This window comes from Centipeda infelix ATCC 43532, from assembly GCF_000234095.1.
Taxonomy (GTDB): domain Bacteria; phylum Bacillota; class Negativicutes; order Selenomonadales; family Selenomonadaceae; genus Centipeda; species Centipeda infelix.
Genome location: NZ_JH376798.1, coordinates 290,492 through 303,556 on the forward strand (window position 1 = coordinate 290,492; position 13,065 = coordinate 303,556).

12 protein-coding genes, 1 tRNA gene and 1 riboswitch are annotated in these 13,065 nt (G+C 58.8%); of the genes, 6 read left to right on the forward strand and 7 right to left on the reverse strand.

Going from position 1 to position 13,065, the window contains the following annotated elements:
- Positions 1 to 96 precede the first annotated feature (96 nt).
- Positions 97 to 286: riboswitch (cobalamin riboswitch) on the reverse strand.
- 400 nt (positions 287 to 686) lie between these two features.
- The 4 genes from HMPREF9334_RS04600 to HMPREF9334_RS04615 all read left to right on the forward strand — a co-directional run bounded on the left by HMPREF9334_RS04600 (position 687) and on the right by HMPREF9334_RS04615 (position 4,537).
- Complete coding sequence (locus tag HMPREF9334_RS04600; protein ID WP_006692335.1) at positions 687 to 1,184, forward strand: deoxycytidylate deaminase; 498 nt, start codon at positions 687 to 689, stop codon at positions 1,182 to 1,184.
- Between the two features lie 213 nt (positions 1,185 to 1,397).
- Entirely contained in the window at positions 1,398 to 3,284 is a 1,887-nt protein-coding gene (gene mnmG / locus HMPREF9334_RS04605; protein ID WP_006692336.1) for a tRNA uridine-5-carboxymethylaminomethyl(34) synthesis enzyme MnmG, read from the forward strand.
- A 311-nt stretch (positions 3,285 to 3,595) separates the two neighbouring features.
- Positions 3,596 to 3,669, forward strand: a tRNA-Gly gene (locus HMPREF9334_RS04610).
- 52 nt (positions 3,670 to 3,721) lie between these two features.
- Positions 3,722 to 4,537 (forward strand): hypothetical protein, encoded by an 816-nt coding sequence (locus tag HMPREF9334_RS04615; protein ID WP_006692337.1) that lies wholly within the window; start codon positions 3,722 to 3,724, stop codon positions 4,535 to 4,537.
- Here HMPREF9334_RS04615 and HMPREF9334_RS12510 read toward each other — a convergent pair.
- Together HMPREF9334_RS12510 and HMPREF9334_RS11990 are read right to left on the reverse strand one after the other, a co-directional pair.
- A complete protein-coding gene (locus HMPREF9334_RS12510) occupies positions 4,534 to 4,683 on the reverse strand; it encodes a hypothetical protein (RefSeq protein ID WP_006692338.1) in 150 nt (49 codons plus the stop codon). The genes HMPREF9334_RS04615 and HMPREF9334_RS12510 overlap by 4 nt on opposite strands.
- Before the next feature lie 90 nt (positions 4,684 to 4,773).
- Entirely contained in the window at positions 4,774 to 5,484 is a 711-nt protein-coding gene (locus HMPREF9334_RS11990; RefSeq protein ID WP_050803408.1) for a DUF805 domain-containing protein, read from the reverse strand.
- A gap of 222 nt (positions 5,485 to 5,706) precedes the next feature.
- On the opposite strand from HMPREF9334_RS11990, the gene HMPREF9334_RS04625 reads away from it, so the two are divergent.
- Both HMPREF9334_RS04625 and HMPREF9334_RS04630 read left to right on the forward strand, forming a co-directional pair.
- On the forward strand, positions 5,707 to 6,321 hold the full coding sequence (locus tag HMPREF9334_RS04625) for a TNT domain-containing protein (protein ID WP_006692340.1): 615 nt from the start codon (positions 5,707 to 5,709) through the stop codon (positions 6,319 to 6,321).
- Positions 6,322 to 6,416: 95 nt separating this feature from the next.
- Positions 6,417 to 7,583 (forward strand): MFS transporter, encoded by a 1,167-nt coding sequence (locus tag HMPREF9334_RS04630; protein ID WP_006692341.1) that lies wholly within the window; start codon positions 6,417 to 6,419, stop codon positions 7,581 to 7,583.
- A gap of 80 nt (positions 7,584 to 7,663) precedes the next feature.
- Here the strand turns inward: HMPREF9334_RS04630 and glpT are convergent, their stop codons facing one another.
- The 5 genes from glpT to HMPREF9334_RS04655 all read right to left on the reverse strand — a co-directional run bounded on the left by glpT (position 7,664) and on the right by HMPREF9334_RS04655 (position 12,975).
- Positions 7,664 to 8,992: a glycerol-3-phosphate transporter gene (gene glpT, locus HMPREF9334_RS04635; protein WP_006692342.1), complete on the reverse strand. Its 1,329-nt coding sequence runs from the start codon at positions 8,990 to 8,992 to the stop codon at positions 7,664 to 7,666.
- A 173-nt stretch (positions 8,993 to 9,165) separates the two neighbouring features.
- Positions 9,166 to 9,804 carry a response regulator gene (locus HMPREF9334_RS04640; protein ID WP_006692343.1) on the reverse strand — a complete coding sequence of 213 codons (639 nt, stop codon included), beginning with the start codon at positions 9,802 to 9,804 and terminating at the stop codon, positions 9,166 to 9,168.
- Positions 9,782 to 11,182, reverse strand: coding sequence for a sensor histidine kinase (locus tag HMPREF9334_RS04645; protein WP_006692344.1), 1,401 nt, complete (start codon positions 11,180 to 11,182; stop codon positions 9,782 to 9,784). Before HMPREF9334_RS04645 ends, HMPREF9334_RS04640 begins: the two co-directional genes overlap by 23 nt.
- On the reverse strand, positions 11,182 to 12,084 hold the full coding sequence (locus tag HMPREF9334_RS04650) for a substrate-binding domain-containing protein (protein WP_006692345.1): 903 nt from the start codon (positions 12,082 to 12,084) through the stop codon (positions 11,182 to 11,184). Before HMPREF9334_RS04650 ends, HMPREF9334_RS04645 begins: the two co-directional genes overlap by 1 nt.
- Before the next feature lie 120 nt (positions 12,085 to 12,204).
- Complete coding sequence (locus tag HMPREF9334_RS04655) at positions 12,205 to 12,975, reverse strand: hypothetical protein (RefSeq protein ID WP_006692346.1); 771 nt, start codon at positions 12,973 to 12,975, stop codon at positions 12,205 to 12,207.
- Positions 12,976 to 13,065 lie beyond the last annotated feature (90 nt).

Sequence of the window (13,065 nt, forward strand, 5' to 3'; positions counted from 1 at the left end):
GCATTGCTGCCCGACTGCATAAAAAAAGGCTTCCCACACAAAGAAAGCCGCCGCGTCTCCACGGTATCGGCTCCCCTCCCCATCGCTCGTGGATTATCAGGTCGCGCAAAACAGGCAGTTCTCCTGGCTCGGAATCCTCACGCAGCTGCGCCTTCCCGGAGATTGCTCTCCAGTGACCGGACTCTCGTCCATGCAGCTCTGTTCTTCCTTACAGTGGCGGGACCGCTCCGGCATCGACCGGATTCCCTATTAAGCCCCGTAGGGCACCTGTTTTCTATGCAGTTCTCATTTACCTACATGACATTCTATGGCATCTTTTATCTTTTGTCAATCAGAATTAACGGAAAATTATTCTCAAATACGCGCGTCACGCAACGATCCCGCACGATGCTTGACGAAGCGGACGGAATATTGTAAAATGAGCATAGAAAAAGGGCACTGCCGCTCAGCGGTTGCCCCCTTATACACGCGAGATTCCCCGCCTGCAGTTTGGAGCGCAAGGCGGGGCTTTCTCATTTATCGTTTAACGGATAAGACTAAGACGGTAAACACAACGAGAAATGTTAAAAACTCGTAGGTCTCCATACAGATCCCCCCTTTCGGGGGCTGAGTTACCACTGCGCCTATCAGTGCCTTTTCTCATTATAGCAAACAAATGTATGCAGTGCAAGAATCGAGGAAGCAGTATGATTATCTCTTGGGACGAGTACTTTATGGGCGTTGCGATCTTCTCCGCCTACCGCAGCAAGGATCCGCACACACAGGTCGGCGCGTGCATCGTCAACGAGGACAAGCACATTGTCGGTGTTGGCTACAACGGTATGCCGAACGGCTGTGATGACCGCGAGTACCCGTGGGGACGGACGGGCGAATTCGCCGAGCAGAAATACCCCTACGTCGTACACGCTGAGCTGAACGCTATTCTGAACGCAAGCACGTCACTGAAGGGCTGTCGTATCTACGTTTCCCTGTTCCCGTGCAACGAATGCTGCAAGGCGATCATCCAGAGCGGCATCCGCGAGGTTGTCTACCTCTCGGACAAATACGCCGCGAGCGAGGCGACGAAGATCTCCAAGCGGATGTTTGACTCTGCGGGCGTTCGCTGGCGGCGGATGGAGACAGAGCTGCGCGAAGTGCCCGTGAAGTTTGAAGTAAGTGACGCAAGAGACCTGCAAAACGCCTAAGCAAACCCTAGTGAAGCAAGTGGAGCAAAGGGCACGTTCTGCCCCTGCGGAGTTCTTTCGTTCAAGCGAAGCGCGTTTAAGAATTCCGCAGGTATTTAGGCAGATAAGTGCCCGACCACTTGCGCAACGAGGTGTTTGCGTGACGTTTTCGCAGGTCGTAGAATAATACAAAGATAACATATTTTATGTGATATAATCCAAAGGAATCCTGATGTGAATACCACTACAGATTATGATATCATCGTGATTGGCGCAGGGCACGCGGGCGTCGAGGCGGCACTTGCCGCTGCGCGTCTGGGACAGCGCACCCTCATCGTCACGCTCTCGCTCGACAACATCGCCATGATGCCGTGCAATCCATCCGTCGGCGGCCCCGGCAAGAGCCATCTCGTCCGTGAGATCGACGCACTCGGCGGGGAGATGGGCATTGCGGCGGATCGTGCGAGCATTCAGCGGCGTCTCCTCAACACGGGCAAGGGTCCTGCCGTCCATTCCCTCCGTATGCAGGCGGACAAGTTCCTCTATCAGCGCATCATGAAGGAAACCGTTGAGAACACAGAGAACCTCGATGTGCGTCAGCTGCTTGTGACGGAGCTTCTCACAGAGGAAACTGCGGAGGAGAAGCGTGTCACGGGTGTCCGCTGCGAGACAGGCGAACGTCTCACCGCACGCGCTGTGATTCTCGCCACGGGGACGTACCTGCGCGGGCGCATCATCCTCGGCGAGACCATCTACGACAGCGGCCCGAACGGACAGCGCCCCGCGATGGCACTCTCGGACTCGCTCAGAGCACTCGGCCTGAAGCTCATGCGCTTTAAGACTGGTACGCCTGCACGCATCGACCGCCGCACCATCGACTTCGGCAAAACCGCCATACAGGAGGGTGACCCCACGGCACCTGCATTCTCCTTTTTGACGGATGCGATGCCGGACGAGCAGACACCGTGCTACCTCACCTATACAAACGAGGCAACACACGAGATCATCCGTGCAAACCTCCACCGCGCACCGATGGCGAACGGTGTGATCGAGGGCATCGGACCGCGCTACTGCCCGTCCGTTGAGACGAAGATCGCACGCTTCCCCGACAAGGATCGCCACCAGCTCTTTCTCGAACCCGAGGGACTACATACCAACGAGATTTATGTACAGGGTATGTCTACCAGTCTGCCAACGGACGTGCAAGAGGCATTTCTCACGACCATCGCAGGGCTTGAGCACACACGCATCATGCGCCCCGGCTACGCCATTGAGTATGACTGTCTCGACCCGCTCCAACTCGCCCCAACGCTCGCCGTCATGCACATCGCAGGGCTCTACTCCGCAGGACAGGCGAACGGCACGAGCGGCTACGAGGAGGCGGCGGCACAGGGACTGATCGCCGGCATCAATGCCGTGCGCGAAATCACAGGAGAGGAGCCGCTGATCCTGCGGCGCAGTGACGGCTACATCGGCGTCCTCATCGACGACCTCGTGACAAAGGGCACGGACGAGCCGTACCGCATGATGACGAGCCGTGCCGAGTACCGCCTCATCCTCCGACAGGACAACGCCGACCTGCGCCTCACCCCCATTGGACGTGCCATAGGTCTTGTCAGCGATGCACGGTGGGCTCGCTTTACGGCAAAGCGGGATGCCATCGAGGAGAGCCTACGCCGCCTGGAACATACAAAACTCAATCCGAGTGCCGAGACCGAGGCACGTCTTGCAGCGGCAGGATTTGCTCCTCTGCGCGTCCCGATGACACTCCTCGCCCTTCTCTCACGCGAGGGAAGCTATGACGCGCTCGCCCCGCTCTTTGACCTCCCGCCTCTTGCGGCAGATGTCAAGGAGGAGGTCGAGATCATGACGCGGTATGACGGATATATAAAGAAGCAACGCGAACAGATCGCACGCATGGAACGACTGGAGAGTCGCCGCATCCCCGATGGGCTGGACTACAGTGTCATCACGAGTCTGCGCCTTGAGGCGGCGGAGAAACTCGCCGCCATCCGCCCGCGCTCCATCGGACAGGCATCCCGCATCAGCGGTGTCTCCCCCGCCGACATCTCCGTGCTCCTCGTCTACCTTGAGAAGGAACGACGCACGGAACAGGGATAACCGCCGCATCATCGAAATGCATGCGCACAGATGCGGTTCTATGATAAATGTTACGGAAGAATGCAGACAGCGATGCTCCTAAGCAAACCCTAGTGGAGCAAGCGGGAAAAGTGTGCGGTACGCCCCGCCGGACTTCTTTCGTTCAAGCGCAGCGCGTTTAAGAAGTCCGGCGGTATTTGAGCGTACAAGCACACGAACGCTTGCGCAACTAAGTGTTTGCGTGGAGTACGCATGTCCGTAACATTTGACGTGGAGCCACCGATCCGACAGATTTGACAAACGCTGCCAAATCTGCTATCATAGGACCGTTCGCGGGCGTAGTTCATCGGTAGAATGAAAGCTTCCCAAGCTTTAGAGGTGGGTTCGACTCCCATCGCCCGCTCCATAGAAAATGCAGAGCCGTCCGAGGGGGCGGCTCTTTTTGTAAGGAAATTGCGATGAAGACATATGTCAGACAAATGCGTCCGTGGGGCATCCTCGCCCTCCTCTGCACCGCCCTTCTCTCCGGCTGCTCATCAACGCTGGCGACAGAGGGCAGCGATCCGTATACACCGGACGATGTGATCTCGATGGTGGAGGAGGAGTTTGCTGCCTGCAAGCCGCAGCTCGTTTGGGAGGAGACAGAGATCGAGAAGGAGAAGCCGTTCGAGCGACGCATCTACGTCCTGCGCGACACGGCGAATGATTTCACGTTTTCCTGCAACGCGGTCGTCCGCCGCCCGACGCTCCCACGCCCCGGTGCGGAGCGGGACACGAACGCGTTCTTTCAGTATGCGACGGGCTATGCCGCACATCTGAATGCAGCGATTGGGCACGTGGCGGAGGAATACGGCTTTCGCGCCGCGACCACCGAGGAGGCGGAGGCACTGATTCATTCGGGAGCAAAACGCAAACACCTCGATCGGGAGGTCTCGCTCTTTGACGAGGGGGACTTTATCTTCGTCACGGACGGCGCACGCGGCGCGGATCTAGCGGCGGTCTGTAAGGCACTCCACGCGCTGTACCGTCCAAACGGGGACGGCACGGTCCTCTCCGCGCTGTACGGGCGCAAGATCACATTCTACTACCTGCCGCCGAACGAAACGGATAGGACACGGGCGGTCTTTGTCGCGTTCTTTACGCTGAAGGGTCCGAACGACTGGGCGGCGACGCTCGCGGATAATCCCGGCTCCTCATCGAACGAAAAGGATGTCGCCGCGTTGGAGCAAAATCTCGCGCGCTACTTCGGGAGCTGTCTGCGCAATGCGCGCTAGGGAAGCACTGATAAATTCAGCACCGCCGTCTTAGCACATCTTTTTCGCCCTGTCTGTGTCGACAAATCCTCCACATAGCCTTTGCTATGCGTCCGGTTTGTCTCCTTGACAGGACAAAAAATCTGTACCAATCCGACAGACTTCATTTTATCAGCGATTCCCTAGAAACACAAAAAGAGGCTGCTGCATGAAGCTGGAAAACTTCGTGCAGCAGCCCTTGTCATTAGTGCGGACAGCTATGCCAGTGGGTCGTCGCCGTATGCGTTCGGGCCGTCCGTCCCCTTTTTCACCCAGAGGAAGATCAGAACCAAGAAGTTCAACAGCGGAATCAGCATGAGCAGGGAGAGCCAGCCGCTCTTGCCCAGATCATGCCAACGGCGGATGATGAGCATAAAGGTGCCAACGCTGAAAACCACCATGAGGATGAGCGGCAGCAGCGCGAGCAAATGCATCACCGTAGAGGAGGCTTCCGTCATTTCCGTCATGACTGTCGACATCACCGACGAGAGGACACTCAGCAGAAGGCCGCGCAGGATAAACGGTTTGCGGTTGAGGCGTCCACGATAGCTGAAGAACATATCCTTGATGCTCTCCGCCGAGGGTGGCTGTCCCGCCGCAACACCGCCGTATGCGCCTGTCTGCTGCTGTGCCGCTTGGTACGGCATCTGCTCCATCGGCGGGTTCTGCATCTGCGGCGGCTGTCCGCCCGTGCCTCCTCCCATCGCTCCCCCGACGGCTCCTCCGGCTGCAGCGCCCATGCTGCCCGCAGCAGCTCCCATCGAATGCGTCGGCGGCGGGGTCTCCTGCTGTGCTGTGCGCGGCGGCGGTGCAGGATCTGCGGGAGGTGCGGCGGGACGGGGCGGAGCGGCCGCGACCTGCGTGCCGCAGTTCGTACAGAACCGCTCCCCCGCATTCAGCTGATTTCCACAGTTTTCACAGAACGCCATGATGATTCCTCCTTATCGAAAAATAATTTGTGTACTGTTCTTGGGAATCACGGATAAAACAGTCCCTCAGGGAATCGCTGAATTGATCCGTAATTCCCTTCCTCTATTATAGTCGAAAATACGACAAAAGGTACTGTAGTAAATGACAGCTTGACAAATTTTTTATTGATGTAATATGATATAAATATCGAATTGTTTGACGTTTCGGAAAGGAGAAGTCCCATGACGACCCGATTCCCCATCCGCATCATTGCCGCCGCACTCTTCGCACTGAGTGCCCTGCTCGGTGCGCCGAGTGCACAGGACGCATCGCTCGCCATCGGCACGCCCGCCGCTGCGACACAGGAGGCACAGACCGAGCCGCGCTACTGGCAGATGTACTACAACTTCGCCCCGCCGACAGATGAATTCATTGCAGGGCTCGCGGCAGAGCAGGGTGTCGCCTATACCCCGGGCAAAAAGGGTGAGGCGCGGTTTTACGCCGACGACGGTCGCCCGATCTACCCGAGCAACGACGGCGCGGTCGGCTTGATTGTGACGGTCACGCTCCCCTCGGGCGATGTGCTGACGCGCTACGGGAAGCCGACGGGACGGTATGTCTCACCGGACGGCATGACGTTCGAGCAGCGGGCACTGCCGAGCACGACGAGTGAGGGCGACTTCCACGTCTACTGCGTTGAGCGGCCCATCGACGGTGTGCAGAAAGGGAAGATCGCGCCGTGGTTCGGTCGCCTGGGCGGCGGCATCCAGTACAAGCTCCCCGACCGCATTGTAAATCTGATGGAGGCGTCGATGCTGCGTGAGGTGGACTTGGCCGAGGAGAACGAGGCTGCGTAAGCTGCGCACCTCGTAGAGCAAACTTTTTTCTTGCATTTTCTCCCTCCCCGTATCTATAATGAAAGAAAGGATCTACACAGACGGGGAGGTTTTCTATGGGGATTCCATTGCGCCAATATATGGCGCTGCTCGGCATTACGATTGCCGCATTTATCTTTAACACATCCGAGTTCATACCGATTGCGCTGCTCATCGATATCTCGGAGTCGTTCTCCATGACGGAGGCGGCGACGGGGCAGATGATTACGATCTATGCGTGGGTAGTTGCTCTGCTCTCGCTGCCGCTCATGCTGCTGACCTGCCGCATGGAGCTGAAACGGCTCCTTCTGCTGATGGTCGCGCTCTTTGGCCTCGGGCAGCTCGTCTCGGGGCTCGCGACGAGCTATGATGTGCTGCTCGGCGCACGCATCATCGTCGCCTGCGCACACTCGATTTTCTGGTCGATTGCCGCACCGCTTGCGACGCGGCTCGTGACGCGCGAGCATCGCCCGATGGCACTCGGCATGATCGTGACGAGCAGCTCCGTCGCGACGATTGTCGGGCTGCCGCTCGGGCGCGTGATCGGTCTCGCGGCGGGGTGGCGCATGACGTTCCTGCTGCTCGCCGTGGTCGCCGTCATTGCGTTTGTCTATCTCGGGATTCTCCTGCCGAAACGGGCACCGGGAGAGGGCTTCACCATCGGCGAACTGCCGTCGCTCGTCCGTCAGCCTGCGCTCGCGTGCATTTACATCATGACGGCACTCTTTGCGACGGCGTACTTCACGACGTACAGCTACATCGAGCCGTTCCTGCACAATGTCGCGGCGTTCTCGCCCGATCTGATTACGGTCACGCTCATGCTGCTCGGGGTCAGCGGCATCCTCGCGAGCCTCGTTTTCTCCAAAATGTATGGAAAGCGCCGCTTTTTCCTGCTGCGCTGGTGCCTTGTCGGGGTCGCGGTTCTGCTCTTCCTCTGGCAGGCGGCATCCATCTCCGTCGGCACGATGATCGTGCTCACGATGCTGCTCGGGGTACTCGCAACGCTCTACAACACGATGTTCCAGGCGGAAGTTCTCGCCACGGTCCCGCGCGACGCATCGACCGTTGCAACGGCGATCTACTCGGGCATCTTCAACCTCGGCATCGGCAGCGGAACGTACCTCGGCGGGCTCGCGGCGGGGGACGGTCACCTCGCCCACATCGGCTACATCGGCGCGGCGATTGCCGGTGTCGCCGCCCTGCTCTGCCGCTGCGTCTACGTGAGAGACGTGCAGGGGAGATAATCCTCATATACACAAAATCCCGCCGCATTCGGAACATACCGAACGCGACGGGATTTTTATATGGGAATGTAACGATTCCTTTATTCCGCTGCTTTCTTCCCGCCCATGGTCATGAAGAGGAAGAAGATCGAGAGGACGCAGGAGGCGAGGAGGCTGATGAAGCCGCCCGTCCAGCCGAAGTGATCAACGACGAAGCCCATGTAGACACCCGCGAACGCAGAGCCGACGATGTAGCCCATGAGACCCGTGAGGCCGGTCGCGCCGCCCGTTGCGACACGCGGCACCATGTCCGCCGCCTGCAGACCGATCATCATGACCGGCCCGTAGATGAGGAAGCCGATTGCGATCAGCGCGAGGTTATCCACGAGGACATTGCCGGGCGGATTGAACCAGTAGACGAGGATCGCGATGATGACGAGCGTCATAAAGATCATCGTCGCAGGCGCACGCCGTCCGCGGAACACACGGTCACTGAGGTAGCCGCTCACGAGCATGCCCGGGATGCCCGCCCACTCGTAGAGGAAGTACGCCCAGCGCGAGCTCTCCTTGGAGAAGCCCTTGACCGCCGCGAGATACGTCGGCGCCCAGTCGACAACGCCGTAGCGGATGAAGTAGACGAAGATGTTCGCGATCGCGAGGTACCAGAGCAGCTTGTTCTTGATGATGTACTTCATCAGAACTTCCTTTGCCGTCATCTGCTTTTCCATGACAGCACCGTGCTCCTTCGGGTAGTCGTGCTTGTACTCCTCGATCGGCGGCAGACCGCAGGACTGCGGCGTGTCACGCAGGAGGAAGAAGGTGATGAAGGCGAGGACGATGGAGATCAGCGCAGGGAAGAAGAAGATACTGTTCCATGTGCCAAAGAGGGCGATACCTGCCGTCGCCAGCGGTGCGATCAGCCCACCGCCGAGGTTGTGCGAGACGTTCCACCACGACCACCACGCGCCGCGCTCGGTCTGGGAGAACCACGTCACCATGGACTTTGCATACGGCGGGTAGCCCATCCCCTGGAACCATCCGTTCATGAAGCTCAGGGCGCACATGATCGGAATGCTCGTCATAACCCCCGGCACAACGCCGAACGCGAGCGTCACGAGCGCACTGAGCAGGAGGCCCAGCGTGGCAAAATACTTCGGATTCGAGCGATCCGAGATGTTGCCCATGACGAACTTGCTCACGCCGTATGCAACCGAAAGCATAGTCAGGACGATGCCAAGATCCGCCTTGGAGTAGCCGTAGTCCTGAATCATATAGGGCATCGCGAGACTGAAGTTCTTGCGAATCAGGTAGAAGGTCGCATACCCGATGAACGTCCCGAGAAAGACCTGCCGTCGGAGTGACTTGTACCGCTCGTCAATCTGGTCGGCGGGCAGCCGCTCAATGTGCGGTGCCGGTGAAAAAATTGACATATGAATTCATCTCCTTTGTGAAATTTATGCTATCTGCAGTATAGCGAATGCAGCATTGCCCGACCATCGGCAAAGTTCTGTTTTTCCCTCGGATTTCTCCCCATTTTTCCATCAGAAATACAGAACCCCACATCAGAAAAAATCCGATGTGGGGTTCTTTTGAATAGGTCACGCTACTGCAAAAGCCCGTTCCGTAGGGCGAGCGTGACAAGCTCGCTGCGCCGACTGCAGTGGAGTTTCTCGTAGATATGTTTCTTATGTGTGTCCACTGTCTTTACACTGAGATGCAGCCGCTCTGCAATCTCCGTGATCGTATACCCGTGGATCAGCTCGTCAAAGACCTCTTGCTCCCGCGCGGTGAGCACGCTGCGCGGATCATCCGCTGCCTCCTCTGCGGGGCGGAACATGATGTCCATAAGTGACTGCTGTGCATTCGGGCTGAGGTAACGCCGTCCCTGCGAAAGTGCCTGCAGCGCATCGAACAGCTCGTTGTCCGCCGAGGTCTTGGGCAGATAGCCCATCGCCCCGTACTGCATCGCCTTGTAGATATACTCCTCATCCTCGTGCATGCTCAGCACGAGAATCTTCACTGCAGGATAGCGCGCGCGAATCTCACGGATGCAGGCGAGCCCGCCCATCCCCGGCATCGAGATGTCCATGATCACGAGGTCGATCGGCTGCGCCGCCAGCAGCCGCAGTGCCTCCTCGCCGCTCTCCGCCTCCGCCGTCACCGTATAGGCGGACGTGTTTTTGAGCAGCAGCTTCATCCCCGCGCGGATCAGCAAATGGTCATCCACAATCATCAGATTCATCCGTCAGCCCTCCCCTTCCACGCAGCTCAATGCGATAGACCGTCGTCCACTCTGGCAGCTCTGCGGAGAGCTCCATGCGCCCCGCGAGCAGGCGCACGCGCTCCGCGATCCCGTAGATCCCCATGTGGTTCTCCCGCCGCGCCGCACGGATGCGCTCCTGTGTGATGCCATCGCCGTTGTCCTTGACATAGAGCACGATGCGCTCCTCTGCTCTCAGGCGAATTTGTGCCCGCGTCGCGTGGGAATGCCGCACGATGTTCGTCAGGCACTCCTGCACAATCCGATAGACCGCCAGACTCTCCACGTCGCCGGGCACCGTCTCGACCGCGCAGACGAGCTCGATGTCCACCGCGTGCTTGCGCCGATAGTCCGCGACCAGCTTCTCAAGTGCCGCCTCGATCCCCAGCTCATCCAGTGCTGGAGGGCGCAGCTCCACCGCGAGATTCCGCAGCCGCGCGAGCGTATCCGCCGTCTCGTCACGGATCGCGAGCAGCGCCTTCTGCATATTTTCATCGTCCGTCTCGTTCGCGAGCGCACGCAGGGAAAAGAGCAGTGCCGTCAGCGTCTGCCCGCTCTCGTCGTGCAGCTCCATTGCGATCCGCTTGCGCTCCTCCTCCTGCGCCGTGATGATGTGCCGCAGGAGACGGCTGCGCTCCTGCGCACCCTCGCGCAGATGCCGCTCCATATCGTTCATCGCATTCGCCAGACGCCCGATCTCATCCGTCGCAGGGAACGTGATCGCACGCCCCGAGAAATGCCCTTTGGAGATATGCTCCGCACGTTCCATCAGATGATGAAGCGGACGCGTCAGGATCTCCGACAAGCGAAAGATCAGCATCGCCGCGAGGAGCAGGATGACCAGCGTTATCCCGAGCATTTTCAGCACATTGGAGACCAACAGCTCCCGCAGCGCATCCTCGCTCACACCGACGCGAACCGCGCCAAGCGCACCGCCCTCGATCGGCCAGCGGATGTCCTGGATCTTCCCGAGGCTCGTGTCCACGCGCAGCACCTCCGGCTCTGCGCCGCCCGCCCCGTGCAGCTCGCGCAGATGCAGCGGCATCCCCTTTGAAAAGGTATGTGCCATCACACGTCCGTCTGTGTCCAGCAAAAAGATATACGATACAAAGTCATTGTTGCGCTTCTCTGTGTGGATCAGCTCCTCGAGCGCAAAGAGATTTCCTGTCTGCAGCGCGTCGCTGCTGAGCTCCGCCACCTCTGCCGCCACGCTCAGCCCACGCCGCTCCAGTGACGCACGCATGATGTCGGACAGCGTGACGAGCATGAGCGCACCCGAGAGAATGGCGAAGAGCAGCACAATCCCCATCACGATCACCGTCAGCTTGCCCGCAATGCGGAGTTTTGCAAAGTACTGCATCAGATCCCCTCTTCCGGCGAGAACCGCGGATAGAGCTCCGGCTGCGGCGGTACGAAGCGATCGATGAGCAGCTGCTCCATCGCCTCCTTTGCCTCCGGATCTCTGTCCAGATGCAGCAGGATCTCCTGCACCGCATCCGCCTCCCTCAGATCGCGCCGCGCCACCACAGGCCCCATCCCGCTCCCCGGAAGCACCTGTACAATCCGCACCTGCTCCAGCATCGCGGGCGCATATTCCTGATAGTAGTCATACGTCAGGCTCGCAATCACACCGCCATCCACCAGACCGTCCGCCACCGCACGCAGCGAGTCGTCGTGGCTGTAGGTGAAGTAGGAGGAGCGAAAGAACCGCTCGGGATCCTCGCCCATTTTCCGCAGATGTGCGCGCAGCTCAAGATAGCCCGAGTAGCTCATCGGGTCCACATAGACGAACCGCCGCCCGCGCAGCTCCGCAAGCGATTCTATGGTGCTTGCACGCGGGACAATCACATACGAGAAATAGTAGTTCGCCCCGCTCCGCTCGGGCATCGCCAAGAGACGCACATCCTCCTTTTTTCCATACACCATATAGGCACCGCTCGACAGGAACGCTACATCCGCATCTCCCTTCGCCAGCAGCTGATTGATCTCGGCGTAGCTGCGGCGATGCAGGAGCAGCACCGGCCGCCCGAGCAGCCGCCCGAGGCTGCGCACCATCTGACTCTGATAGCCCTCCGTACGCGCGTGGTTCAGCACCGAGATCATCGCCACCCGCAGCGGCGGTTCCCGCATCTCCATCTTGTACCCCGGGATCGGCTCCACCTGCTCGAAGTCGATCTGTGTCCGCTGCTCGGCGCGGAGGTAGAAGAATACACCGACCAACAAAGCAAGCACCAGTCCCGTAAAAATATATCGCCGCTGCATGATGCACCTCCTTTGCCGCGCACAGCATGAGAAACACTCTCTTTGTTTTCTTCTATTATAACATATTCCGCAATCGTAAAAACAAGGGGGATCGTGCAATCCCCCTGATCTGCCACCCTATTAGTTCCAATACTTACTCAGCATGACGTACTCCATGCGATTGCCGAATGAGAGGTATTCCTCGCCGCCGATGCCATAGCATCCACTGCCTGAGTATCTGTCATCATAGTTGATTTTGGGGACGCGCTTCATCTGATATGCCTGTGCGAACTCATACGGCGCGTTCTCGCAGTTCAGTCTCGAATGCTCCAGCACCGCGCGGCTGCCCCGCAGCAGGAGGATCCGGTCGATGGTATCGGCGTCAAATGTGACGGCGATGCGCAGGTCGGGGTAGTACCATCCGTACGTTCCCACATAGGGGCGCAGATCCCCCGTCTGCGGGGGCGCGCCGAGCACCGCCGTCACCTCCGCCGAGGTCATGCCGAGGTGAATACCCGCGACAGACTCGTTGAACGGCGGTCTTGCGGTACGGTGCAGCATCTGATGGTCGTTCAGCTTGATGCTGTCCGTGTCCGCATGGCGAATGTCCCATGTGAGATAGAGACTGCGGCTTCCCGTGCTCTCAAGGATGTCAAACCGTCCCGCTCCATATGAGCTGGCACCTGCAAAGTCATACGCTGCAAGCACACGGCATCCATTGATATAGCCGCCCCCGATCTGCAGGACACGGTTGCCGTCTGCATCGTACCAGTCACCCTCCATGTAGTTCAGCACCTTCGTCACAGACTGCTGCTCCATCTGTGCGGCATGGGCGGGCTGTAGGGCAAAGAGTCCGACGAGCAGGACTGCGGCGAGAAGCATCGTACCAAAAAATTTTCTATATACAGTCATGATGTCCCCTCTCTATTCGTTCAAAATCGTATCGTTCGCATCCCCGTTCGTCCCATGTCCTCCGTGATAGCACCGCACGCAGCAACGCTG